This window comes from Pseudomonas sp. G3-39 (assembly GCF_054790485.1).
On sequence record NZ_CP186497.1, the window covers coordinates 4,500,488 to 4,523,292 of the forward strand.

General features: G+C 59.6%; 23 protein-coding genes. 7 read left to right on the top strand and 16 right to left on the bottom strand.

Annotated features, from left to right (window positions below; all coding sequences use genetic code 11):
* Positions 1-127 precede the first annotated feature (127 nt).
* A complete protein-coding gene (locus ACOYXG_RS20215) occupies positions 128-1,069 on the bottom strand; it encodes a fatty acid desaturase (RefSeq protein ID WP_460353621.1) in 942 nt (313 codons plus the stop codon).
* 324 nt (positions 1,070-1,393) lie between these two features.
* Between ACOYXG_RS20215 and ACOYXG_RS20220 the strand changes: the two genes are divergently transcribed.
* Positions 1,394-1,813, top strand: coding sequence for a GNAT family N-acetyltransferase (locus ACOYXG_RS20220; RefSeq protein WP_460353623.1), 420 nt, complete (start codon positions 1,394-1,396; stop codon positions 1,811-1,813).
* A 129-nt stretch (positions 1,814-1,942) separates the two neighbouring features.
* On the opposite strand, the gene def is transcribed toward ACOYXG_RS20220, so the two are convergent.
* The 3 genes from def to ACOYXG_RS20235 form a co-directional block, all read right to left on the bottom strand.
* Entirely contained in the window at positions 1,943-2,482 is a 540-nt protein-coding gene (gene def, locus ACOYXG_RS20225; RefSeq protein WP_003227403.1) for a peptide deformylase, read from the bottom strand.
* The gene (locus ACOYXG_RS20230; protein ID WP_027612574.1) at positions 2,479-3,435 is read right to left on the bottom strand and encodes a YihY/virulence factor BrkB family protein; all 957 of its coding nucleotides are present in this window, start codon (positions 3,433-3,435) and stop codon (positions 2,479-2,481) included. Before ACOYXG_RS20230 ends, def begins: the two co-directional genes overlap by 4 nt.
* Positions 3,436-3,598: 163 nt before the next feature.
* A complete protein-coding gene (locus ACOYXG_RS20235; RefSeq protein WP_027612573.1) occupies positions 3,599-3,790 on the bottom strand; it encodes a CsbD family protein in 192 nt (63 codons plus the stop codon).
* Positions 3,791-3,985: 195 nt separating this feature from the next.
* Here ACOYXG_RS20235 and ACOYXG_RS20240 point away from each other — a divergent pair, with 195 nt between their 5' ends.
* The gene (locus ACOYXG_RS20240; RefSeq protein WP_007969330.1) at positions 3,986-4,363 is read left to right on the top strand and encodes a hypothetical protein; all 378 of its coding nucleotides are present in this window, start codon (positions 3,986-3,988) and stop codon (positions 4,361-4,363) included.
* A gap of 164 nt (positions 4,364-4,527) precedes the next feature.
* Here ACOYXG_RS20240 and fadD1 read toward each other — a convergent pair whose 3' ends face one another.
* Complete coding sequence (gene fadD1, locus ACOYXG_RS20245; protein ID WP_460353626.1) at positions 4,528-6,225, bottom strand: long-chain-fatty-acid--CoA ligase FadD1; 1,698 nt, start codon at positions 6,223-6,225, stop codon at positions 4,528-4,530.
* Between the two features lie 360 nt (positions 6,226-6,585).
* Positions 6,586-8,274, bottom strand: coding sequence for a long-chain-fatty-acid--CoA ligase FadD2 (fadD2, locus tag ACOYXG_RS20250; RefSeq protein ID WP_460353629.1), 1,689 nt, complete (start codon positions 8,272-8,274; stop codon positions 6,586-6,588).
* Positions 8,275-8,515: 241 nt separating this feature from the next.
* Between fadD2 and ACOYXG_RS20255 the strand changes: the two genes are divergently transcribed.
* On the top strand, positions 8,516-9,460 hold the full coding sequence (locus ACOYXG_RS20255) for an alpha/beta hydrolase (RefSeq protein ID WP_096795063.1): 945 nt from the start codon (positions 8,516-8,518) through the stop codon (positions 9,458-9,460).
* Between the two features lie 43 nt (positions 9,461-9,503).
* Positions 9,504-9,974: a MaoC family dehydratase gene (locus ACOYXG_RS20260; protein ID WP_003227420.1), complete on the top strand. Its 471-nt coding sequence runs from the start codon at positions 9,504-9,506 to the stop codon at positions 9,972-9,974.
* 124 nt (positions 9,975-10,098) lie between these two features.
* Here the strand turns inward: ACOYXG_RS20260 and ACOYXG_RS20265 are convergent, their stop codons facing one another.
* Positions 10,099-10,566, bottom strand: coding sequence for a ferritin-like domain-containing protein (locus ACOYXG_RS20265; protein ID WP_003227422.1), 468 nt, complete (start codon positions 10,564-10,566; stop codon positions 10,099-10,101).
* 205 nt (positions 10,567-10,771) lie between these two features.
* On the opposite strand from ACOYXG_RS20265, the gene ACOYXG_RS20270 reads away from it, so the two are divergent.
* Entirely contained in the window at positions 10,772-11,008 is a 237-nt protein-coding gene (locus ACOYXG_RS20270) for a DUF3820 family protein (protein WP_003227425.1), read from the top strand.
* A 27-nt stretch (positions 11,009-11,035) separates the two neighbouring features.
* The gene (locus ACOYXG_RS20275; protein WP_027612570.1) at positions 11,036-12,217 is read left to right on the top strand and encodes an aminotransferase class V-fold PLP-dependent enzyme; all 1,182 of its coding nucleotides are present in this window, start codon (positions 11,036-11,038) and stop codon (positions 12,215-12,217) included.
* A 5-nt stretch (positions 12,218-12,222) separates the two neighbouring features.
* Here the strand turns inward: ACOYXG_RS20275 and ACOYXG_RS20280 are convergent, their stop codons facing one another.
* The 4 genes from ACOYXG_RS20280 to zwf form a co-directional block, all read right to left on the bottom strand.
* A complete protein-coding gene (locus ACOYXG_RS20280) occupies positions 12,223-12,948 on the bottom strand; it encodes an intradiol ring-cleavage dioxygenase (RefSeq protein ID WP_027612569.1) in 726 nt (241 codons plus the stop codon).
* A 175-nt stretch (positions 12,949-13,123) separates the two neighbouring features.
* Complete coding sequence (locus ACOYXG_RS20285) at positions 13,124-13,789, bottom strand: bifunctional 4-hydroxy-2-oxoglutarate aldolase/2-dehydro-3-deoxy-phosphogluconate aldolase (RefSeq protein ID WP_007969324.1); 666 nt, start codon at positions 13,787-13,789, stop codon at positions 13,124-13,126.
* Positions 13,790-13,806: 17 nt separating this feature from the next.
* A complete protein-coding gene (gene pgl, locus ACOYXG_RS20290; protein ID WP_095137060.1) occupies positions 13,807-14,520 on the bottom strand; it encodes a 6-phosphogluconolactonase in 714 nt (237 codons plus the stop codon).
* A complete protein-coding gene (gene zwf, locus ACOYXG_RS20295; protein ID WP_135296407.1) occupies positions 14,507-15,973 on the bottom strand; it encodes a glucose-6-phosphate dehydrogenase in 1,467 nt (488 codons plus the stop codon). The genes pgl and zwf overlap by 14 nt, the downstream gene beginning before the upstream one ends.
* Before the next feature lie 226 nt (positions 15,974-16,199).
* Between zwf and ACOYXG_RS20300 the strand changes: the two genes are divergently transcribed.
* Entirely contained in the window at positions 16,200-17,060 is an 861-nt protein-coding gene (locus ACOYXG_RS20300) for a MurR/RpiR family transcriptional regulator (RefSeq protein WP_169842436.1), read from the top strand.
* 137 nt (positions 17,061-17,197) lie between these two features.
* Here the strand turns inward: ACOYXG_RS20300 and ACOYXG_RS20305 are convergent, their stop codons facing one another.
* The 5 genes from ACOYXG_RS20305 to ACOYXG_RS20325 form a co-directional block, all read right to left on the bottom strand.
* The gene (locus tag ACOYXG_RS20305) at positions 17,198-18,052 is read right to left on the bottom strand and encodes a D-hexose-6-phosphate mutarotase (protein WP_460353634.1); all 855 of its coding nucleotides are present in this window, start codon (positions 18,050-18,052) and stop codon (positions 17,198-17,200) included.
* A 112-nt stretch (positions 18,053-18,164) separates the two neighbouring features.
* On the bottom strand, positions 18,165-19,514 hold the full coding sequence (locus ACOYXG_RS20310; RefSeq protein WP_460353636.1) for a carbohydrate porin: 1,350 nt from the start codon (positions 19,512-19,514) through the stop codon (positions 18,165-18,167).
* 194 nt (positions 19,515-19,708) lie between these two features.
* Positions 19,709-20,869 carry an ABC transporter ATP-binding protein gene (locus tag ACOYXG_RS20315; RefSeq protein ID WP_097085915.1) on the bottom strand — a complete coding sequence of 387 codons (1,161 nt, stop codon included), beginning with the start codon at positions 20,867-20,869 and terminating at the stop codon, positions 19,709-19,711.
* A 2-nt stretch (positions 20,870-20,871) separates the two neighbouring features.
* The gene (locus ACOYXG_RS20320; RefSeq protein WP_007969317.1) at positions 20,872-21,717 is read right to left on the bottom strand and encodes a carbohydrate ABC transporter permease; all 846 of its coding nucleotides are present in this window, start codon (positions 21,715-21,717) and stop codon (positions 20,872-20,874) included.
* Positions 21,710-22,618, bottom strand: a complete 909-nt coding sequence (locus ACOYXG_RS20325; RefSeq protein WP_007917874.1) for a carbohydrate ABC transporter permease — start codon at positions 22,616-22,618, stop codon at positions 21,710-21,712. The genes ACOYXG_RS20320 and ACOYXG_RS20325 overlap by 8 nt, the downstream gene beginning before the upstream one ends.
* Positions 22,619-22,805: the final 187 nt, after the last annotated feature.

The following is a 22,805-nucleotide window of genomic DNA, read 5'->3' on the forward strand; positions in this document are numbered from 1 at the left end:
ACAACAGATTTCCACTGTAGGCCTTCGCCTGCTCGCGAATGCGGTGTGTCAGCCTCCATATGCGTTATTGACACACCGCTTTCGCGAGCAAGCCCGCTCCCACAGGGGTTTTGTGGTGTTTTTGAGGTTAGTGGTAAGGATGTTGCGGACTGTCGATCGGCTTCAAACCGTGCTGCCGCCACAACTGCCCATAACCCTGCACCAGAAACCCGCCACTGCGCGCTACCCATTGTTCGCGGCGCATCCGGTAGGCCGCCGGCAAGTCATACCACGCCAGCCCCGGCAGGTCGTGATGCACCAGATGAAAATTCAGATTCAGAAACAGCCAGCGCCACGGCCAGCCGGCTTCGTTAAGCACGGTGCGCTGCTCCGGCTGAACGTGCGGGCGGTGTTCATAGTAGGAGCGGATCATCGCGATCGACAGTGCCGGCACACTGATCAGCAGCAGGTAATGCCAGACCGGCAACACGCTGAAGCGCGCGATAAACCACAGCATCAACACGCTGAACGCACCGTGGGTCAGCCACATCAACCAGGCCTGACGCTCGCGGTTTTTCAGGCGTTGCAGTTCTTCGGCAGCCAGTGCGATCAATCCCAGCGGCGCACCAATGATGAAGCGGCCGATTACGGTTTTATTCAGCCAGTGCAGGCTGCGTTCGAACAAGGAACTGCCCTGCCAACGCACCTCCGTCAGATAACGGCTTTCCGGATCGATGCCGGGCACGGTCAGGTGTTCATCGCGGTGATGCAACAGATGGCTGTCTCGGTAGAGCGTGTACGGGTACCACACCGCAAAGGGTGCATAACCGAGGATTTTGTTGAAAAGCACCGAGCGGGTCGGATGCCCATGCAGCAATTCATGCTGTACCGACAGCCACAGCACCAGCAGCGGAATCAGCAGCAATGTGCTCAAGCCGCGACCGAGCCACTGACTGTTGATGATGATCGCGAACCAGCCGCCATACACGCCGATCAGCAGCAGCCATGTCGGCCATTCGGTGCGGGCGGTGAAGCGCTGGCGCAGGGTTTCGATCTGCTGGCGATGGTCGGCATCGAAGTAATTCGGCATGGCGTGGCTCGGAACGGGAGTCTTCCCCTTCTGTGCAACGAAGCCGAGCAATCTTGCAGATTATTTTTGCGCTGAAACGAGAGCCCGGGGGACGGGCTCCCGAAGGAAGTGATCAATGACCGAAAATATCGACCTTCTTGGCTTTCTTCTCTGCACGCTTTTCAATCGCCGTCTTCACCGGTTTCTTCTTCGCGGCTTTCTTTGAATCCATACCTTTGGACATGATGCGTACTCCACTCACAGGGATGTAGGCTCAGGTATACACCTATCCAGCGTCGCCCGTTCTTTTATAATCGGCGCTTTGCCCGCCGCCAGTCCGATCCCATGCCCGATACCCAGTACAGTCTGCTCGACGAGCCTTTGTGGCCGTTGATGAACAAGTTTTACCGCCGCCACCAATCGTCAATGAAGGCGGTGCGCGATGCGCAGTTGTGGGTGGCGCGGCGCGAGGACATCGTCGCCGCGCTGTGCCTGCGGCCAGTGGCGGGCGGGTATTGGCTGACCGGGCTGTTTGTCGATCCGGGTTGCCGTGAGCAAGGGATCGCCGCGCAGTTGATCGCGGCGGCAGTGAAGGATCTGCAGGAGCCGGTGTGGCTGTTCTGTCATCCGGATTTGCGCGGGTTTTACGAGCGGCGCGGTTTCATTTTCGATCCCGCCCTGCCCTACGCACTGGCCGAGCGGTTGAGCCGGTATGCGCGGAGCAAGCCGATGATTGCGCTGGGGCTGGAACCACATTCAATCTAAGATCACAGATACCCTTGTGGGAGCGAGCCTGCTCGCGAAAACGGTGTGTCAGTCACCAAATTGATCACTGATCGAGCACATTCGCGAGCAGGCTCGCTCCCACATTGGAAAGTGAAGGTAGTCTCAGGATCAATCGTCAGCCGTTGGATCGAGATCCGGAAACATCACTTCGGTAAAGCCGAACTTGCTGAAATCGGTAATCCGCGACGGATACAAGCGGCCGATCAGATGATCGCATTCGTGCTGCACTACCCGCGCATGGAAGCCTGACGCCACGCGTACGATCGGCTCGCCCTTGGGATCAAAGCCTTCGTAGCGAATCTGCTGATAACGATCCACCGCACCGCGCAGGCCGGGCACCGACAGACAGCCTTCAAAGCCCTCCTCGGTCAGCGGACTCAGCGGCGTGATCAGCGGATTGATCAGGATCGTCTGCGGCACCGCTTCGGCGTCCGGGTAGCGTTCGCTGTGCTCGAAACCGAAGATCACCAGTTGCAGGTCGACGCCGATCTGCGGCGCGGCGAGGCCGACGCCACCGACACTTTCCATGGTCTGGAACATGTCATCGATCAATTGCCACAGCTCGGGGCTGTCGAACATTTCCGGCGGCACGGGTGGAGCAATGCGCAGCAGGCGTTCGTCGCCCATTTTGAGGATTTCACGGATCATGGTCGGGCTTCGTCAGTGTCCGGCTTGAGCGAGTGGTCGCGCCCCAGGCCAGAGACATGTTGTTTGGGATGTTCATCGAGTTCGCCGGGGACTTTCTCGCCCTCGTCCTTGCCCTCGCTGGACATGTGTTCGATCACCGCATTCATCTCCGCGCCAAGCAGCAGCACCGCCGAGGAAATGTAGAAATACAACAACAGCACGATGATCGCCCCGATGCTGCCATACATCGCGTTGTAGTTGGCGAAGGTTTTGACGTAGAACGCAAAGCCCAGTGAGGCGATGATCCACACCACCACGGCGAGTACCGAGCCGGGGGTGATGAAACGGAATTCCTGTTTGACGTCGGGCATCACGTAATAGATCAGCGCCACCGCGACCATCATCAGAAACACGATCACCGGCCAGCGCGCAATCGTCCACACGGTGACGATGAAGTCTTCCAGCCCCACCTGCGCGGCAATCCAGCCCATCACTTGCGGCCCGAGCACCATCAGTGCGGCCGCCACCAGCAACATGCCGGCAATGCCGACGGTGTAGAACACCGACAGCGGAAAACGCTTCCAGATCGGCCGGCCCTCGACCACGTCGTAAGCGGCGTTCATCGCACTCATCATCAGCCGCACACCGGCAGATGCGGTGTACAGGGCGATGACGATACCGACCGAAAGCAAGCCACCCTTGGACTGCTGCAACTGATCGATCACCGGGTTGACCTGTTCCAGCGCCTGCGGCGGCAGCACCAGTTCCGACTGCAGGCGCAACCAGGTGAAGAAGTCCGGCAGGTGCAGGAAACCGATCAGGGCAATCAGGAACAGAATGAACGGGAACAGCGAGAACAGCATCTGGTAGGCCAGTGCCGAGGCGTAGGTCGACATCTCGTCGTCGACGAATTCAGTGACCGTGCGCACCATCACCCGGTGCAGTGGCAGACCTTTCATGTCTGGAAAAATCATTCGCGTCTCCTTTCGCCGCATTACAGGTTGAAGTCGTGGCGACTCAGGGGCCGTTTTCTACATCACGGTAGCCTACTTGGCGACCTTCGTGGATGGCTGTCGGGTTTTGACACAAAAACGGCCATCCTTGGATGGCCGCTCGTGTGTTTCGTTCAAGGCGGAATTACGCCTTGTCGACACCTTTCTTGATGGCGTCTTTGGCTTTGCCGACAGCTTGCTGGGCTTCACCTTTTTTCTCTTGCAGTTTGCCTTCGGCTTGCAGCTTGGTGTTGTCGGTTGCTTTGCCGACGCCTTGCTTGACGTTGCCGACTGCTTCGTTAGCCATGCCTTTTACTTTATCGCCAGTGCTACTCATGGTGTTTCTCCTTGGTGCATTGAAGGGGAAAGTCAGTACGTAATGATTGACTGGCCGGGTTTGCCACGAGTTTCATTTATTTTTGCCGTTCATTTCGTCGTGCCATGCAGGTTGGGCTTTATGTTTGCCCCGCAAGCCCCGAGAATGCGCACCTATGGGCGCCGTGCGCCAACGATCAGATCCCGCAGGAATGTTATGAAACTCGATAAAAAGCAGGCCATTGCCCGTCGCAACCAGGAACTGGGCGGCGCCGTGCTCGGCACCAACAACTGCCACTTCGCCGAATTGAACCGCAACCGCAACATCTGGTGGTTCGACCTGCCGGTGACGCGCCTCGCCGTCGGTCAGTACGAGTGGATTCACCTGCTGATGCACACCCCGGCCACCGACGAACTGCTGCACCTGAAAGTGCCGACCGTGTTCCTGCGGGAAAAGCTCGAAGGCCTGGTGATTCGCAACGAAGGCAAGCGCAAGGCGGCGTTGAGCCTGGAATTGAGTGCAGACAAGGATTCGTATCTGCAGGACATGCGTCCGGCGGGAACCAATGTGAATTTCGCGCCGTTCCGGCAGTAACCGAAAAGCTTCGCGAGCAAGCCCGCTCCCACATTTGACTGTATTCCAACTGGAGGAACGCGGTTGAATGTGGGAGCGGGCTTGCTCGCGAAGGCGGCATCACAGTCACTACAGATCCACCACCTACTCCAACAAAAAGCCCCGCATCTGCGGGGCTTTTTGCTTCAGGCGGCGGACTTGGCCTTGATCTTCTTCAGCTCTTCATCACGCAACTCACGACGCAGGATCTTGCCGACGTTGGTGGTCGGCAGCGCATCGCGGAACTCCACCGAACGCGGCACCTTGTAACCGGTGACGTTGGCGCGCATGTGCTCCATCACGGTTTCCTTGGTCAGGGTCACGCCCGGCTTGGCCACGATGAAGATCTTGATCGCCTCGCCCGACTTCTCATCCGGCACGCCGATGGCCGCGCACTGCAATACGCCCGGCAGGGTCGCCAGCACGTCTTCCAGTTCGTTCGGGTAAACGTTGAAACCGGATACCAGGATCATGTCTTTCTTGCGATCGACAATGCGCATGTAGCCATCGGGCTGGATCAGCGCGATGTCGCCGGTCTTCAGCCAGCCTTCGCTGTCGAGGATCTCGTCGGTGGCTTCCTGACGCTGCCAGTAGCCCTTCATCACTTGCGGGCCCTTGACGCACAGCTCGCCGATTTCGCCCATAGGCTGCTCGACACCGGCATCGTCAATGACTTTGCACAGGGTCGACGGCACCGGAATACCGATGGTGCCGATCTGGATGTTCTGGATCGGGTTGACCGTGGCAACCGGGCTGGTTTCGGTCATGCCGTAACCTTCGCAGATCGAACAACCGGTCACCGCTTTCCAGCGCTCGGCCGCGGCCAGTTGCAGGGCCATGCCGCCGGACAGGGTGACTTTCAGATTGGAGAAATCCAGCTTGCGGAAACCTTCGTTGTTGCACAGCGCGACGAACAGCGTGTTCAGGCCAACGAAGCCGCTGAACTTCCACTTCGACAGTTCCTTGACCATCGCCGGCAGGTCGCGCGGGTTGCTGATCAGGATGTTGTGGTTGCCGATCAGCATCATCGCCATGCAATGAAAGGTGAACGCATAGATGTGGTACAGCGGCAGAGGAGTGATCAGGATCTCGCAACCTTCATTGAGGTTGGAGCCCATCAGCGCCTTGCACTGCAGCATGTTGGCGACGAGGTTGCGATGGGTCAGCATCGCGCCTTTGGCCACGCCGGTGGTGCCGCCGGTGTACTGCAACACCGCGACATCGCTGCTGTGCGGATTGGCTTCAGCCACAGGCTGGCCCTGGCCCTTGCTCAGCACGTCGTTGAACTTGACGGCTTTGGGCAGGTGATAAGCCGGGACCATCTTCTTCACGTACTTGATCACGCTGTTGATCAGCAGGCGCTTGACCGGCGGCAGCAGGTCGGCGACTTCGGTGACGATGACGTGCTTGACCCCGGTTTTTGGCACCACGGCTTCCGCCAGGTGCGCCATGTTGGCCAGGCAGACCAGGGCTTTTGCGCCGGAGTCATTGAATTGGTGTTCCATTTCCCGCGCGGTGTACAGCGGGTTGGTGTTGACCACGATCAGCCCGGCGCGGATCGCACCGAAGACGGCCACCGGGTACTGCAGAACGTTGGGCAGTTGCACGGCGATTCGATCACCGGGCTGCAAGTCGGTATGCTGTTGCAGATACGCGGTAAACGCACCGGACAATTCGTACAGTTCACCGTAGGTGATTGTCTTGCCCAGGTTGCTGAAAGCCGGCTTGTTGGCGAAGCGTTGGCAGGATTGCTTCAACACTGCCTGAATATTCGGGTACTCGTCTGGATTGATGTCGGCAGCAATTCCAGCCGGGTATTTATCCTTCCAAAAGTCTTCGATCATGGAAGCCCACTCCTCAGCAACGCGAATTCTTCACCGCATTTGATGCGATTATTATTGGTGTGTGTTTTGTATTGGTGAATCTGGCTTTTCTACAGGCCGAGAAGTCACAAAGCGCGCCGAGAGTAGCAGCTTTGCCGAGGGCCGACTAGAGCCAAAAGCGGCCTCCATGGTCACTTTAGTGACTCAAGACTTTCCAGCAGTCATTTTAGAGCAAAAATCCTATACCAGCCTGAAAGCCCCGGTTTTCCGGGACTTCACCGCCCAAAAAGCATCGCGGGCAAGCCCGCTCCCACAAGGTTGGGAGATCCCTGTGGGAGCGTGGCTTGCCCGCGATCCGCGCAACGCGCGGCCATTCACCGATCAGGCGATATCGCGCAACTCCCGCCGCAGAATCTTCCCGACCGGCGTCATCGGCAACGACTCACGCAGCACGATGTGTTTCGGCACCTTGTAAGCGGTGAAATTCTCTTTGCAGTACGCCTTCAGTTCTTCGAGGCTGACCCCGGTTTCCCGCGCCACCACAAACAGCTTCACCGCTTCGCCCGAACGCTCGTCCGGCACGCCGATCACCGCGCAGTTGGCGACTTTCGGGTGGGCCATCACCACGTCTTCGATCTCGTTGGGGTACACGTTGAAACCGGAGACGATGATCATGTCCTTCTTGCGATCGACGATGCGTACGAAGCCGTCCGGGTCGATCACCGCGATATCACCGGACTTGAACCAGCCCTCGGCATCCAGCACTTCGGCGGTGGCCTCGGGTTTGTGCCAGTAGCCTTTCATGATCTGCGGGCCCTTGATGCACAACTCGCCGCGCTCGCCCATCGGCTGCTCGACACCCTCGTCATCGATGACCTTCAGCAGCGTACCCGGCACCGGCAGACCGACCGTGCCCAGACGCGACTTGTCGCCATACGGGTTGGTGCAGGCCACCGGCGAAGTTTCGGTGAGGCCGTAACCTTCGGTGATGCGGCAACCGGTGATCTGCTCCCAGCGCTCGGCGGTGGCCTTGACCAGCGCAGTACCGCCGGAGTTGGTCAGCTTGAGGCTGGAGAAATCCAGGGTCTTGAAGTCCGGGTGCTCCATCAGCGCGACGAACAACGTATTCAGTCCGAGCAACGCCGAGAAGCGCCAGTTCTTCAGCTCTTTGATGAAGCCTGCGATGTCGCGCGGATTGGTGATCAGCACGTTGTGGTTGCCCGATACCATCATGCACATGCAATTCGCGGTGAAGGCATAGATGTGGTAAAGCGGCAGTGGCGCCACCATCACCTCCTGCCCTTCGCGCAGCAGCGGCTGACCGTCCGGCCCCAACTGCGCAAGACACGCGCGCACTTGCTGCATGTTCGCCACGAGGTTGCCGTGGGTCAGCATCGCGCCCTTGGCCAGACCGGTGGTGCCGCCGGTGTATTGCAACACGGCGATGTCGTCGAGACCGACTTTCAGCGGTTTGATCCCCAGACCACGGCCCAGGCGCAGCGCACTCTTGAACGAGATCGCCTGCGGCAGCGAATAGTCCGGGACCATTTTTTTCACTTTGCTGACCACGGTGTTGACCAGCCAGCCCTTGGCGGTGGGCAGCATGTCGCCCATCTTCGCTTCGATCAGGTATTGGATGTCAGTGTCCGGCAGCACTTCCTGAACCTTCTGCCCGAACATGTTCAGGTACACCAGCGCGCGGGCGCCGGAATCCTTGAACTGGTGGCGCATCTCGCGCGCGGTGTACAGCGGGTTGGTGTTGACCACGATCAGCCCGGCGCGCAAGGCACCGAACACGGCAATCGGATATTGCAGCACGTTGGGCATCTGCACCGCGATGCGATCCCCCGGCACCAGATCGGTGTGGGCTTGCAGGTAACCGGCGAACGCCGCGCTGTAGCGCTCGAGTTCAGCGTAAGTCAGGGTCACGCCCATATTGCTGAAGGCCGGACGGTCCGCGAATTTCTTGCAGGAACGCTCAAACACCTCGATCACCGACTTGAACTCGCCCATGTCGATGTCCAGTGGTACGCCGGCGGGGCGTTTGTCATTCCAGAAATCAGGTTGCATTGTTCTTGTCCTCTTTACCTGAATCGATCCGGGAGCCGCTTTTCTGTGGTTTCGCGCTGATCCCTGAGGGCACAAAGCAAAAAGCGGAGCTTCACGGACACTAGCAGTTATGGCCATTGAGGCAAATATGGGCGATGGCGACATTGATCGTATGAATCTTCCTGCCGTGGCGTGAGCTGATCGGACGCGCTATACAATGCAACGACTGCGGGCCGATACCGCTCGATAAAAAGGAATTGCCATGATCCACCGAGGCTTTTGGCTGGACGCGAGTGACCGCAGCCGCCTGTTCGTCAACCAGTGGCTGCCCGCCGCGCCCTTGAAAGCGCTGATCCTGCTGGCCCACGGCATGGCCGAACACAGCGCGCGCTACGAGCGGCTGGCGAATGCGTTCTGTGAACAAGGCTACGGTGTGTACGCCCCGGATCTGCGCGGCCATGGCAAAACCGCCGAACACGGGACGCTCGGGCATTTCGCCGATGACGACGGCTGGTGCAAGGTGATCGGCGATCTGGCCAGCCTCAATCAGCACATCGGCCAGCAGCATCCCGACGTGCCAATCATCCTGCTCGGGCACAGCATGGGCAGCTACCTCGCTCAGGGTTACCTGCTGCATCACAGCGCCAGCCTGCATGGGGCGATTCTCAGCGGTTCGAACTTCCAGCCGGTGGCGCTTTACGGCGCGGCGCGACAAATCGCCCGTTTCGAAAAACTGCGTCAGGGTGGCAAGGGCCGCAGTGCGCTGATCGAGTGGTTGTCGTTCGGCTCGTTCAACAAAAAATTCAAACCGGCGCGCACGCCGTTCGACTGGCTGAGCCGCGACCCGGTCGAGGTCGATCTGTATGCCAACGACCCGTTGTGCGGCTTCCGCTGCACCAATCAATTGTGGATCGACTTGCTCGGCGGCTTGCAGCAGATCAGCAAAGCGTCCAATCTCGCCCAGATCGACCCGGGCCTGCCGCTGCTGGTGATCGGCGGTGAATGTGATCCGGTGAGCGAAGGCAAGCGTCTGACAGATCTGGCCGAAGCGTTGCGCTCGGCCGGCAGCCAGAACTTGCAACTGAAGATCTACCCGCAGGCGCGGCACGAATTGTTCAACGAAACCAATCGCGACGAAGTGATTGCCGATGTGCTGACCTGGATCGACCAGGCGCTGAGCCATCGCCGCCCCCATCGCAGCGAATAATTTTTTGTGGATTCACTTTAATCCGTCACAGGAATCAAGACCGATGACCCAGGTTACCAACATCCCTTACGAAGCCCTCGAAGTCGGCCAGACCGCCAGCTACAGCAAGACTGTCGAAGAGCGCGACATTCAGCTGTTCGCCGCGATGTCGGGCGACCACAACCCGGTGCACCTGGACGCCGAGTTCGCTGCCGCCAGCATGTTCAAGGAACGCATCGCCCACGGCATGTTCAGCGGTGCACTGATCAGTGCGGCCGTGGCGTGCGAGCTGCCTGGGCCGGGCACCATCTACATCGGTCAGCAGATGAGCTTTCAGAAGCCGGTGAAGATTGGCGACACCCTGACCGTGCGCCTGGAAATCCTCGAGAAGCTGCCGAAGTTTCGCGTGCGCATCGCCACTCGCGTGTTCAACCAGCGCGATGAGCTGGTGGTGGATGGCGAGGCCGAGATTCTGGCACCGCGCAAGCAGCAGACCGTGACCTTGCCGACGTTGCCGGCGATCAGCATCGGCTGATCATCAGGTACACAAAACAAAAGTGGGAGCGGGCTTGCTCGCGAAGGGGTCGTGTCAGCAACAGCATCGTTGCATGACACACCGCTTCGCGAGCAAGCCCGCTCCCACAGTTTTTTAGCGTGGCTTACGAACGAGCGCGAGCCTGGTTACGCAGGGCTTTCACTTGGTCGTGATTGCGTTGTACGCCGTGGTACTGACGCTCAACCAGGTCACGAATGCCGACCAGGCCGTGCTTGTTGATTTTCTCGATGGCTTCACGGTAAGCCTTCAGGGCGTGGTCTTCACCGCGCTCGGCCTCGTTCAGCACAGCCTCTTCGTCCTTGCCGGTGAACATGGCTTTGACGTCGACCCAGCGACGGTGCAGGTCACCGCTGACGCTGGTAGAAGTTTCCGGATCACCGCCCAGTTTACGCACTTCAGCCTGCAGTTCAGCGGCGGCAGTCGCGCAATCGGCAGAACGGGTCACGAACAGGGTTTTGAGTTCTGGATGCTTGATGTCTTCAGCGCAAGTCTTGAACCCTTCCTGGCCGTCCTTGCAGGTTTCGATCAGGTCGTTGAGTACAGAGATCGCTTCTTTATTCATGTCAGTCATTTTTCAATTCCTTGCGGTTGGTTGAAGATGCAAGGGTTATTGCAGTGTGCGTGCCAGCTTTTCATTCAAAAATAAATCGTTATTTTTCAATAAGTTAAAGATATTTGAACTATCTGTATCACGGTTATTTGCATGATCTGTCATTTGGCCTGCATGCAGAATGCCTGTATTTTCCTGACTGATTGAATCCAGATGATTGCCACTGATGAATCCTGAAAAACTTGAACTGCTGATCACCCGTGAAATGCCCTTCGGCAAGTACAAGGGCCGGATCATTGCCGACCTGCCGGGGCCTTACCTCAACTGGTTTGCCCGCGAAGGCTTTCCCCATGGCGAACTCGGCGGACTACTGGCGCTGATGCAGGAAATCGACCATAACGGCCTGTCGGATCTGCTCGAACCACTACGCGCCAAACACGGCAAACCTGCCCCGCGCCACTGAAGCGCCCTCCTCCCTAGAGCCTCGACCATGCCTGATAACACCCGCCGTGCCCGTGACGAAGCGTTCTGGCAAACCTTCGCCGATCGTTACGAAGCGCAAACCGGCCCGCTGAACCTGGAGAACGGTTACTTCGGGCGCATGTCGCGCACAGTGATCGAGGACTATCAGCGCAATATCGAGCTGATCAACACCAGCAACTCGGTGTATGTACGCCAGCGTTTCGAACAGCACGACAGCCTGGAGATCCGTGCGCAACTGGCCGAGACCATCGGTGTGCGCGCGCAGAGCGTGGCCTTCACCCGCAACGCCAGTGATGCGCTGCAATCGCTGATCCGCAATTACAATCGCCTGCTTCCGGGCGATCAGGTGCTGATCAGCGACCTGGAATACGACACGGTCAAAGGTGCCATGCGCTGGCTGTCACGCTATCGCGGCGTCGACGTGATCGAGATCAACCACACTCACCCGGCCAGTTTCGACAGCCTGCTGGACAGTTACCGCGAAGCCTTCATCCGCTATCCGAAACTCAAACTGATGGCCCTGACCCATGTTACCCACCGCACCGGTCTGGTGATGCCGGTGCAGGCCATCGCCGAGCTGGCGAAACAGCATGGCGTGGACATCATCCTCGACGGCGCTCACGCCCTTGGCCAGATCGAGTTCAATCTGGAAGCGATGGGCATCGCCTTCGCCGGTTTTAACCTGCACAAGTGGATCGGCGCACCGCTGACCCTGGGCTTTCTGTACATCGCCCCGCAGCGTCTGGCCGACATCGATCCGGACATGGGCGAAATGCACTTTCCGGCCACCGACATACGCGCCCGCACGCCGTACAGCACGCCGAACATTCCGGCGCTGATGTCACTGCCGTTGGCACTCGAAGAGCACCGTTCGCTCGGCGGCGCTGCGGCCAAAAGCGCCCGGCTCAATTACCTGCGCAACCTGTGGGTGAGTGCCGTGCGGCACCTGCCGGGGATCGAGGTGATGACCCCGGACGATCCGCGCCTGTATTGCGGAATCACCTCGATGCGTTTCACTCGCCACGCCGATCAACAGGCAATGGTCGAGCGCCTGCTCAACGAGTACAACCTGTTCACCGTGGTACGCAACGGCGCAGCGAGCGGGCCGAGCATTCGCATCACGCCGGGGCTGACCACCACTGCGGCTGACATGCAGTTGCTGACCCGTGCACTCAACGAGCTGCGTTGATCGGTTCACACGGTGTACTTGTCGAAGTCCTCGGGTTTGATCTGCGACGAGGCGGCGAAGGTGTCGATGCCGATGGTCAGGTGGCCGAAGAAACCGTCCTCGTGAGAGTCGCGGCCGATCGGCCACACGGTCAGGGTCGAATCTTCGCCGCGCATGTTGCTGTAGTAGCTGTCATCGGCATTGTTCAAGGGTGTCGAGGCTCGCCCGCGATAGTCACGGGCATTGAGCACCGCGCGTGACACCACTTCGGGGAAATACAGCTGACCGACCCAGGCCACGTTGCGCTCCTCCAGATATTCACTGCCGCTGACCATGCGCACCGCCACATGAATGTGCAGCGCCCGACCGGCATAGAACCCGGGATAGATCGTGGTGAAGCGCACCCGCCCCTGCTGATCGCAGAACTGGCTGCCACGCAGATAGGTGTCATCGTCGGTGCGCGGCACTGAGCCGATGGCATCAGAGTCGACCTCCAGATCCGGATTGATCCGGCTCCACCCTGAATAGGCGCCTCGTGCATTGCAGTGCCAGATGTCCACCAATGCTCCGCTCACCGGTTGACCGGTCATCGCGTCGACAATGCTCAGGCGCAACAGCAAGGGTAGCCCTTCGGCGCCTTCGCTGATGTTGCGCCGCAGCAATTTGGGATTGCGAAAGTACGGCCCGGCGATCTGCTCGGGGGCCAACTGGTAGATTGATGATGACGATGCGGTTGAAGTGTCTCGTTCCATGACGCGTTCTCTTTTCCATAAGATGAACGCAGATTAACGGCGCACGAGCCCCGCGGTGCGGTAACTATGTGTCGCGCCGTTTCCATGAGTATTTTTGCCGGGCAAAAAAAAACGGTGCACCGACCAAGCGCACCGTAAAGCCGTAGAACACACAACGAAGTGTCAGGTAAAACGTTTAGTCCAGCAGCGCCAGGGCCTCGGCGGTGCATTCCTGAATGCGCGCCCAGTCGCCGTTCTTGATCCACTCGGGATCAAGCATCCAGCTGCCGCCCACGCACATGACGTTTTTCAGCGCCATGTAGCTCTTGATGTTGGCCGGGCCAACGCCACCGGTAGGGCAGAATTTCACTTCGCCGAACGGGCCGCCGAGTGCCTTGATCGCGGCCACGCCACCACTGACTTCCGCCGGGAACAGCTTGAAGCGGCGATAGCCCAGGCCATAGCCTTCCATGATGCCGGAAGCGTTGCTGATGCCGGGCAGCAGCGGAATCGGGCTGTCGACGCTGGCTTCGAGCAGGTCACGGGTGATGCCTGGGGTAACGATGAATTGCGAACCCGCCGCTTCCGCTGCTGCAAGCATGTTGCGATCGAGCACGGTGCCGGCACCGGTCACCAGCTCCGGACGCTGCTCACGCAGGATCTGGATCGCCTTGAGACCGAATTGCGAACGCAGGGTCACTTCCAGCGCGGTCAGGCCACCGGCGGCCAGTGCGTCGGCCAGCGGCAGCACGTCCTGTTCACGGGCGATGGTGATCACTGGCAGGATCCGCGCCTTGGCGCAGAGGCTGTCGATCAGGGCAACTTTGTCCGCCATGGAAACGGTCGGGGATGGGGTTGTCATAGCGGCTGTTCCTTGGCTCATGGGCACCAGTAAATCTCTAACGTAGGTTGCAGAAACGCGCGCACCGGCATGGCCGCGACGTCATCGGATGCCAGTGCGGCATTCAGAGTGGTCAGTTTCGACTGACCGGAAATCGACAGAATCTTGTGCTTCGCCGAAGCCAGCAGCGCACGGCTCATGGTCAGACGTTGACGCGGCACACTCGGCGCCAGCATCGGCCAGCAGCGACGGCTGCCGTCAGCCTGCAAGGCTTCAGTCAGGTTCGGGCTGTCGGGGAACAGCGACGCGGTGTGACCGTCATCGCCCATGCCCAGCACCAGCACGTCGATCGGCGGCAATTCCGCGAGCAGACGGTCGGCCTGTTCCGCAGCCTGCTCGACGTTGGCCGCCGCGCTGTAGAGGCTGAGGAACTGCGCCTTGGCGGCCGGGCCTTTGAGCAGGTACTGCTTGAGCAGGCCGGCGTTGCTGTCGGCGTGTTCGACCGGTACCCAGCGTTCGTCGGCGAGGGTCACGACGACCTTCGACCAATCCAGCTCCTGCTTGGCCAGGTGCTGAAAAAACGCCACCGGGCTGCGACCGCCTGAGACCACCAGCACCGCGTTGCCGCGTGCAGCGATGGCATCGCTCAACTGCTTGGCGACGTTCAGCGCCAGACCTTCGGCCAACAGCACCGGGCTCTTGAATTCGTGGGCATTCACGCCCGCGGGCAGTTTCACATCAGATATCGCCATACCACGACCTCCCGTCCCGCGTGATCAGTGCAATCGAGCTCATCGGCCCCCACGACCCGGCCGCATACGGCTTGGGCGCGTCACCGGACTTCTTCCAGCCGGCGATCAACTGGTCACACCACTTCCACGCGGCTTCGATTTCATCTTTACGGACAAACAGGTTCTGATTGCCGTTCATCACTTCCAGCAACAACCGCTCGTAGGCATCGGGGATCCGTGCGCTGCGCCAGGTGTCGGAGAAATTCAGTTGCAGCGGGCCGCTGCGCAGTTGCATGCCTTTGTCCAGGCCCTGCTCCTTGGTCATCACACGCAAGGAAATGCCTTCGTCCGGTTGCAGACGGATGATCAGCTTGTTGCTGATCTGCAGACGTTGTTCCGGCGCAAAGATGTAGTGCGACGGTTCCTTGAAGTGGATGACGATCTGCGACAGTTTCTGCGGCATGCGCTTGCCGGTCCGCAGGTAGAACGGCACGCCGGCCCAGCGCCAGTTGCGGATGTCGGCACGCAGGGCGACGAAGGTTTCGGTGTCGCTCTGGGTGTTGGAGTTCGGCTCTTCGAGGTAGCCCGGCACGGACTTGCCTTCGCTGTGCCCGGCGATGTACTGACCGCGCACCACCTGAGTGGTCAGGCCTTCCGGGCTGATCGGCGCCAGGGCCTTGAGCACTTTCACCTTTTCGTCACGGATGCTGTCGGCGGACAGGTCGGCTGGCGGGTCCATCGCAATCAGGCACAGCAGCTGCAACAGGTGATTCTGGATCATGTCGCGCAGCTGGCCGGCCTTGTCGAAGTAGCCCCACCGGCCTTCGATGCCGACCTTCTCGGCCACGGTGATTTCCACGTGGGAGATGTAATTCTGGTTCCACTGGGTTTCGAACAGGCTGTTGGCGAAACGCAGCGCGATCAGGTTCTGGACGGTCTCTTTGCCCAGGTAGTGGTCGATGCGATAGGTGCGGTTCTCCGGGAAGAACTGCGCCACGGCGTCGTTGACTTTGCGCGAGGATTCCAGATCGGAGCCGATCGGCTTTTCCAGGACCACGCGGGTGTTTTCTGCCAGACCGACTTTCGCCAGGTTCTCGCAGATCGCGCCGTACACCGCTGCCGGTGTGGCGAAGTAGGCAATCATGCGTTGCGCGCTGCCGGTCGCTTCGGCCAGCGCCACATAGTCTTCAGCCTTGAGGAAGTCGACGTGCAGGTAGCTCAGGCGCGCCAGAAAGCGCTCGGCCACGGCCTCGTCCAGCTCTTTGCCGACGTAACGGCGCAATTCGGCGGCGATGAACGCCAGGTGCTGCTGCTCGGAGCCGGGTTCACGGGCCAGCGCGATGATGCGCGTGTCCTCGTGCAACAGGTCGGCGCCATCGAGGTGATAAAGGGCAGGAAACAGCTTGCGCAGGGCCAGATCGCCCAGAGCGCCGAACAAGGCAAAGGTGCACGGTTCAACCGTAATCGAAGGCATGATGTTTGTTCTTTTATCAAGTTAAGCTACAAATACCTTTTTTCAAGGCATCACTCAAGGGAAAATGTAGTAATAACCACAACATTTTCGCAAAATACAGATTCCGAGTGGTGGTCGGTCGGAGCCACCAGTAGGATAGGCCACCGTTACGGGCCACATCAAAGGCCCAATTTGCATAGCCCGGCGCACCTTTGCGCAGGTGAATTAGGAATTCCATATGGACCGCGTGCGAAATTTACTGGAACAGATCCAGAGTCGCCTTGAAGAGCTGAACAAGGCCGAACGCAAAGTCGCCGAGGTGATCCTGCTCAACCCGCAGCAGGCCACCCGCTTCAGCATCGCCGCCCTCGCCCAGGCCGCATCGGTGAGCGAGCCGACGGTCAACCGTTTCTGCCGTTCGTTCGGTGTCAGCGGCTACCCTGAACTCAAGCTGCAACTGGCGCAAAGCCTGGCCAGTGGCGCAGCGTATGTCAGCCGTGCAGTGGAGGCCGATGACAATCCCGAGGCGTACACGCAGAAGATTTTCGGCAGTGCCATCGCTTCGCTGGACAGCGCTTGCCAGGCGCTCGATCCGAACCTGATCAGTCGCGCCGTCGACCTGTTGATTCAGGCGCGGCAGATCCACTTCTTCGGCCTCGGTGCCTCAGCGCCTGTGGCTTTGGATGCGCAGCACAAATTCTTCCGTTTCAACCTCGCCGTCACCGCCCATGCCGATGTGCTGATGCAGCGGATGATTGCTTCGGTGGCGCACACCGGTGAGCTGTTCGTGATCATTTCCTACACCGGGCGCACCCGTGAGTTGGTCGAGGTGGCGCGCATCGCCCGGGAGAACGGCGCTTCGGTGCTGGGCCTGACCGCCGAAAATTCGCCACTGGCCAAGGCCAGTACCCTGAGCCTGAACATTCCGCTGCCGGAAGACACCGACATCTATATGCCGATGACCTCGCGGATCATTCAGTTGACGGTGCTGGATGTGCTGGCGACCGGCATGACGCTGCGTCGCGGGGTGGATTTCCAGCCGCATCTGCGCAAGATCAAAGAGAGCTTGAATGCCAGCCGGTATCCGGTGGGTGATGAGTTCAACTGATCCAGAATTTAGGCTGATTGATCCGGCCTCTTCGCGAGCAAGCCCGCTCCCACAGGAGATGGCATTCCAATTGAAGGAACCCGATCACCTGTGGGAGCGGGCTTGCTCGCGAAGGCGTCAGCAGACACACCACAGATCTAGGCAGCAGCCCACGCCTGCAAACTCAAATGCGCCTTCTCCCCCGGCGCCAGATGCAGGCTGTCGGTACCGCCCGCCGCCGCTTCGACACAGACAAACTCCGTCACTTCATCCCAGCTCACGCCCAACAGGGGGCGCGAGCCCGGATGCCAGACCACGGTGTCTCCGCTGTCACCGGTATCGATGCACAACTCGCGCTGCCAGGCGTGATCCTTGAGCTGTAATTCGCCGTCGTGCTGGAACACCCGCTGACAACCGCCATCGACGCGTAGCTCGCCTTCCTGCTGACAGGACTGGCGGCTCAGTTGGTCATAACCCTGCGCACCTTCGAGCCCAGACAGCGCTATCTCACCGACATCACCAATACGCCAGTAAGCGTGCAAAGCCTGGCTCAATTGGCACGGCATGTCGTCCTGATGCTCGGTGCTCAGGCGTAACTCCATGCGTTCACCCAGGTGCGCGTGCAGGTCAACCTGCCAGTCGCACAGCTGCAATTGCCAATGCAGACGTACGCCATCTTCGGCGCTGTTGCTGTCGAGCAACTTCCAGTCAAGCAGTCGCGCCCAGCCATGGGACGGCCAGGCGTTTTCGCTCGGATGGCGGCCATACCACGGCCAGCACACCGGCACGCCACCACGAATGGCGCCAACGTGGGGCCACTTCGCCGCACACCACAACCACGGTTTCTGCCCGCGTGGCTGAAAGTGCAACAACTGCGCACCCTGCCGACTGAACACCGCCTGACACAGCGGATGATCGATCACCAGCACATCGCGCATCTGATAGCGCTCCCAGGCAAACACCGGTCGCTCGCGCAGGGATTTGAAGAAGCGTTGCAGCGGATGCTCATGCATTGGCCACGGTTCCGAATTCGACTGTCATGGGTTGCGCCACCCTCAAAAAAAAGCGGACAGCCTTGGCTGTCCGCAAATATGCGCACATAGAGAGGAGCTTATCGCAACAACGTCAGAACGTAGACTGAATTTTCAGGCCAGCGACCAATGCGTTGTCCACTTCATCCACACCACCCGGGTGAGTGATGTATTGCAGGTTAGGGCGTACGGTCAGCCAGTTGGTGACGTGGAAGCCGTAGTTGATCTCGTAGTTGTATTCGGTTTCACGAATTGGCGAGAACACCGGATTGTCGTAGTCCGAAACACCGTTGGACGCATTCAGGAACTCGGCGTTTTTCTTCACGTCATCGTTGACATGAATACGGGCCGCACCGATACCGACGTCATCTTTAGGACGCGCGTCGAACGGGCCTTTGTAGACAAACATCACCGACTGGTAGTTGTCGATGAAGTTGGTGTCCTTGTCGTGGAACGTGGCGTTGGCGGCGATGTTCAGACCGCGAGTAGCATCACCGTTGTGGCTGGTGAGTTGCTGCTGCGCGACGAACCAGTAGCCGTGTTTGCTGCTGTGGGTCTTGTACGCGTCGCCAGTGGTTGCAGCGTCGAAGCCGTTGACGTCTTCACGGACGTCATTGGCGTCAGCCGTGCTCTTGTAGTAACCGACGCGGTATTCGCCCGGCAGGCTGTTGACCTTCGGCGACCAGACCAGTTCGACTGGCAGAACGGTGCCTTTGGTGCCACTGCCGCTGAGCTTGAAGCCGTTGCCGTGTTCCAGCTGCGACGGGTTCTGGTTGTACGCACCGATCTGCGCGTAGAGCTCGTCGTTGATGTTGTACTTCACACGGATCGCGGCCTGGCTGACCGGCCAGTTGTACCAGATGTTGGTCGCCCAGTTACCCACTTGCGAGCCGCAGAACGCCAGGTTCTGGAAGTCGCACGGGAAGGTGTTGAAGTCTTCGCCTTCACCGAAGTAACCGGCCTTGACGTCCAGCTTGTTGTCGAAGAACTGGTGCTGAATCCACAACTGGGTCAGACGCACCATGTGGCCACGACCGTAGACTTCCTGCGAAGACGACAGAGTGCCGGCACGCGGATCGCCAACGCGGTCGTTGGAGATGTTTTGCCCGTTACGGTTGGTCAGCTGGATCTTGGCCTGAGTGTTGTCCCAGCCCCAGAGTTTTTGCAGGTCCAGCGCCACGCCCAGACCCAACTGATCGCTGTAGCGACCGGTCTTGTCGTCGTTGTAGCCGCCATGCAGGTTGGCGCCCATTTCCCCAACGTAGTCAGCCTTGATGTCGATACCTTGCTCGATCAGCTTGGTCCGCTCGCCACCCCAGTCACCGGTCATCCATTTCGAGTCGGAGCTGAAGGCATCCGCCGCCATGGCGTTACCGGCCAGCACCAATGCCGCCGCAGCTGACACTTGGCAGATCAACCGGGCATTGACGTGTTTCTTTTTCATCCCTACATCCTCGTCTTTATTGTTATTAACTGTTTTTTTCCAACGCGGTTTACATAAATTGCGATGCTCGACAGGCCGAACACCACTTTTCCCCTGTGGGAGCGGGCTTGCTCGCGAAGGCGTCATGTCAGTCGCCATGTGTGCTGCCTGACACTCCGTTTTCGCGAGCAAGCCCGCTCCCACATTTTTGATCTTCAGCGCCCCTTGAACTGGGCGACGTTGGCGCCGTGCGCTTCGGTCTTCGGTTGCCCCGCAGTCCCCAGACGCTCGCCAGTCTTGGCATCGAACAACAACACTTTCGACGGATCGAATTGCAGGGTCAGGGTCTCACCCACCTGCGGGGCCACGTCCGGCGCCAGGCGGCAGCAGACCTTGGTCTCATTCAGGTTGACGAACACCAGGGTGTCCGGACCGGTCGGCTCGGTGACCTGCACTTCGGCCTTGATGCTCGGCAGACCATTGCCCTCGCCGTTCGCCAGAACAATCTGTTCCGGGCGCAGGCCGAGGATCACTTCGCGATCTTCCAGCCCTGCATCCTGCATGCTCATCGGCAACTCGCAACGCGCCTGACCGCTGTCGAGCAGTGCCAGCAAACGACCGTCCTTGCGTTGCAGACGCAGCGGAATGAAGTTCATCGGCGGCGAACCGATAAAGCTCGCCACGAACAGGTTGGCCGGATCGTTGTAGATCTCTTTCGGCGTGCCGAACTGCTGAATGATCCCGTCCTTCATCACCGCCACTTTGTCGCCCAGGGTCATCGCTTCGATCTGGTCGTGGGTCACGTAGACCGTGGTGGTTTTCAGGCGCTGGTGCATCAGTTTCATTTCGGTACGCATCTCGACGCGCAGCTTGGCGTCGAGGTTCGACAGCGGTTCGTCGAACAGATAGATCTTCGGCCGACGCGCCAACGCACGGCCCATCGCCACACGCTGTTGCTGACCACCGGAGAGCTGACCCGGCTTGCGGTTGAGCAGGTGTTCGATCTGCAGCAGCTTGGCCACGCGCGCGACTTCTTCGTCGATCGCCGACTGGCTCATCTTGCGAATTTTCAGACCGAACTCGATGTTCTCGCGCACGCTCATGGTCGGGTACAGCGCGTAGGACTGGAACACCATGGCGATGTCACGATCCTTCGGGCTCATGCCGCTGACGTCCTGATCGCCGATCATGATCGCGCCACCGGTGATGGTCTCGAGGCCGGCGATGCAGTTCATCAGGGTCGACTTGCCACAGCCCGACGGGCCGACCAGGATCAGGAACTCACCGTCCTTGATCGACAGTTCGATGTTCTTCAGGGTGTCCGGCAGACCGGCACCATAAGTCTTGTTGACGTTGCGAAGTTCGAGCGTAGCCATGATTACCCCTTGACTGCGCCGGCCGTCAGCCCGCGCACGAAATACTTGCCTGCGACCACATAGACCAGCAGGGTCGGCAGGCCGGCGATCATCGCCGCTGCCATATCAACGTTGTATTCCTTGGCGCCGGTGCTGGTGTTGACCAGGTTGTTCAGCGCCACCGTGATCGGTTGCGAATCACCGCTGGAGAACACCACACCGAACAGGAAGTCGTTCCAGATCTGGGTGAACTGCCAGATCAGGCAAACCATGATGATCGGGGTCGACATCGGCAGAATGATCTGCCGGAAGATCGTGAAGAAACCCGCGCCATCCAGCCGTGCAGCCTTGATCAGCGCATCGGGAATGCTCACGTAGTAGTTACGGAAAAACAGCGTGGTAAACGCCAGACCATAGACCACGTGCACGAAGACCAGGCCGGTGGTGGTGCTCGCCAGGCCCATCTTGCCGAGGGTGAACGAAGCCGGCAGCAGCACGGTCTGGAACGGCAGGAAGCAGCCGAACAGCAGCAGACCGAAGAACAGCTGCGAACCGCGGAAGCGCCAGAACGACAGCACGTAGCCGTTCAACGCGCCGATGGCGGTGGAGATGACCACGGCCGGCACGGTGATCTTGATCGAGTTCCAGAAGTAACCGTCAACCGTGGCCCAGGCCTTGACCCAGCCGATGCCGCTGACCACGGTCGGCCAACTGAGCAGGTTGCCGGTGCTGATGTCTTCCGGGGTCTTGAAGCTGGTCAGCAGCATCACCACCAGCGGAATCAGGTACAGCAGGACCGCGAGGATCAGCACCGCGTAGATCGCGACGCGACTCAGGCTGAAAGCGGGTTTGGCAGCGAGACTAGTCATTACGCTTGGTCCTCAGCTCGGAGTACAGGTAAGGCACGATGATCGCGAGAATCGCACCGAGCATCAGAATCGCACTGGCCGAGCCCATGCCCATCTGGCCGCGACTGAAGGTGAAGGAGTACATGAACATCGCCGGCAGGTCGGAGGAATAACCCGGGCCACCCGCCGTCATCGCCGCGACCAGGTCGAAGCTCTTGATCGCGATGTGGGCGAGGATCATCACCGCACTGAAGAACACCGGACGCAGGCTTGGCAGTACGACTTTCCAGTAGATGGTCGGCATGCTCGCGCCATCGATCTGCGCGGCACGGATGATCGACTGATCAACCCCGCGCAGGCCGGCGAGGAACATTGCCATGATGAAGCCCGAGGCTTGCCACACGGCGGCGATCACCAGGCAGTAGACCACGCGATCCGGGTCGATCAGCCAGTCCAGACGGAAGCCTTCCCAGCCCCAGTCACGCAACAATTTGTCCAGGCCCATGCCCGGGTTGAGCAGCCATTTCCACGCGGTACCGGTGACGATCATCGAGAGCGCCATCGGGTACAGGTAAATGGTGCGGATAAAGCCTTCGCGACGGATGCGCTGGTCGAGGAACACTGCCAGCAGCACACCGATCACCAGGGTGATGCCGATGAACATGCCACCGAACACCGCGAGGTTCTTGCTCGCCACCCACCAGCGATCGTTGTCGAACAACCGCGCGTATTGCGCCAGGCCGGCCCACTTGTAGTTGGGCAGGAACGTCGAGGTGGTGAACGACAGCACGAACGTCCACAGGATGTAGCCATAGAAGCCCACCAGCACGATGAACATGCTCGGCGCCAGCACCAGTTTCGGTAGCCAGCGCTGCAGTGCATCGAACGGCGAGGCCTTGCTGAACACAGCAACAGAACTCATGGGGAAATCCAGTACAGGGAATAAAAACTACAGTGAGATCCCTTGTGGGAGCGAGCTCTGTGGCGAGGGGATTTATCCCCGATCGGCTGCGAAGCAGTCGCAAAAGCTTTGCACGCGGTCTTTCTGTTACTCCACCGCTGCAACTTTCTGGGGCCGCTGCGCGACCCATCGGGGATAAATCCCCTCA

Coding starts and splice junctions, on each gene's coding strand:
- ACOYXG_RS20240 (WP_007969330.1), top strand. CDS start 3,986: ATGAAACTCGATAAAAAGCAGGCCATTGCCCGTCGCAACCAGGAACTG.
- ACOYXG_RS20230 (WP_027612574.1), bottom strand. CDS start 3,435: ATGATTTTTCCAGACATGAAAGGTCTGCCACTGCACCGGGTGATGGTG.
- ACOYXG_RS20270 (WP_003227425.1), top strand. CDS start 10,772: ATGAATCCTGAAAAACTTGAACTGCTGATCACCCGTGAAATGCCCTTC.
- fadD1 (WP_460353626.1), bottom strand. CDS start 6,225: ATGATCGAAGACTTTTGGAAGGATAAATACCCGGCTGGAATTGCTGCC.
- ACOYXG_RS20280 (WP_027612569.1), bottom strand. CDS start 12,948: ATGGAACGAGACACTTCAACCGCATCGTCATCATCAATCTACCAGTTG.
- ACOYXG_RS20275 (WP_027612570.1), top strand. CDS start 11,036: ATGCCTGATAACACCCGCCGTGCCCGTGACGAAGCGTTCTGGCAAACC.
- ACOYXG_RS20255 (WP_096795063.1), top strand. CDS start 8,516: ATGATCCACCGAGGCTTTTGGCTGGACGCGAGTGACCGCAGCCGCCTG.
- ACOYXG_RS20325 (WP_007917874.1), bottom strand. CDS start 22,618: ATGAGTTCTGTTGCTGTGTTCAGCAAGGCCTCGCCGTTCGATGCACTG.
- fadD2 (WP_460353629.1), bottom strand. CDS start 8,274: ATGCAACCTGATTTCTGGAATGACAAACGCCCCGCCGGCGTACCACTG.
- ACOYXG_RS20220 (WP_460353623.1), top strand. CDS start 1,394: ATGCCCGATACCCAGTACAGTCTGCTCGACGAGCCTTTGTGGCCGTTG.
- ACOYXG_RS20235 (WP_027612573.1), bottom strand. CDS start 3,790: ATGAGTAGCACTGGCGATAAAGTAAAAGGCATGGCTAACGAAGCAGTC.
- def (WP_003227403.1), bottom strand. CDS start 2,482: ATGATCCGTGAAATCCTCAAAATGGGCGACGAACGCCTGCTGCGCATT.
- ACOYXG_RS20320 (WP_007969317.1), bottom strand. CDS start 21,717: ATGACTAGTCTCGCTGCCAAACCCGCTTTCAGCCTGAGTCGCGTCGCG.
- ACOYXG_RS20305 (WP_460353634.1), bottom strand. CDS start 18,052: ATGCATGAGCATCCGCTGCAACGCTTCTTCAAATCCCTGCGCGAGCGA.
- ACOYXG_RS20285 (WP_007969324.1), bottom strand. CDS start 13,789: ATGACAACCCCATCCCCGACCGTTTCCATGGCGGACAAAGTTGCCCTG.
- ACOYXG_RS20215 (WP_460353621.1), bottom strand. CDS start 1,069: ATGCCGAATTACTTCGATGCCGACCATCGCCAGCAGATCGAAACCCTG.
- zwf (WP_135296407.1), bottom strand. CDS start 15,973: ATGCCTTCGATTACGGTTGAACCGTGCACCTTTGCCTTGTTCGGCGCT.
- ACOYXG_RS20265 (WP_003227422.1), bottom strand. CDS start 10,566: ATGACTGACATGAATAAAGAAGCGATCTCTGTACTCAACGACCTGATC.
- pgl (WP_095137060.1), bottom strand. CDS start 14,520: ATGGCGATATCTGATGTGAAACTGCCCGCGGGCGTGAATGCCCACGAA.
- ACOYXG_RS20315 (WP_097085915.1), bottom strand. CDS start 20,869: ATGGCTACGCTCGAACTTCGCAACGTCAACAAGACTTATGGTGCCGGT.
- ACOYXG_RS20260 (WP_003227420.1), top strand. CDS start 9,504: ATGACCCAGGTTACCAACATCCCTTACGAAGCCCTCGAAGTCGGCCAG.
- ACOYXG_RS20310 (WP_460353636.1), bottom strand. CDS start 19,514: ATGAAAAAGAAACACGTCAATGCCCGGTTGATCTGCCAAGTGTCAGCT.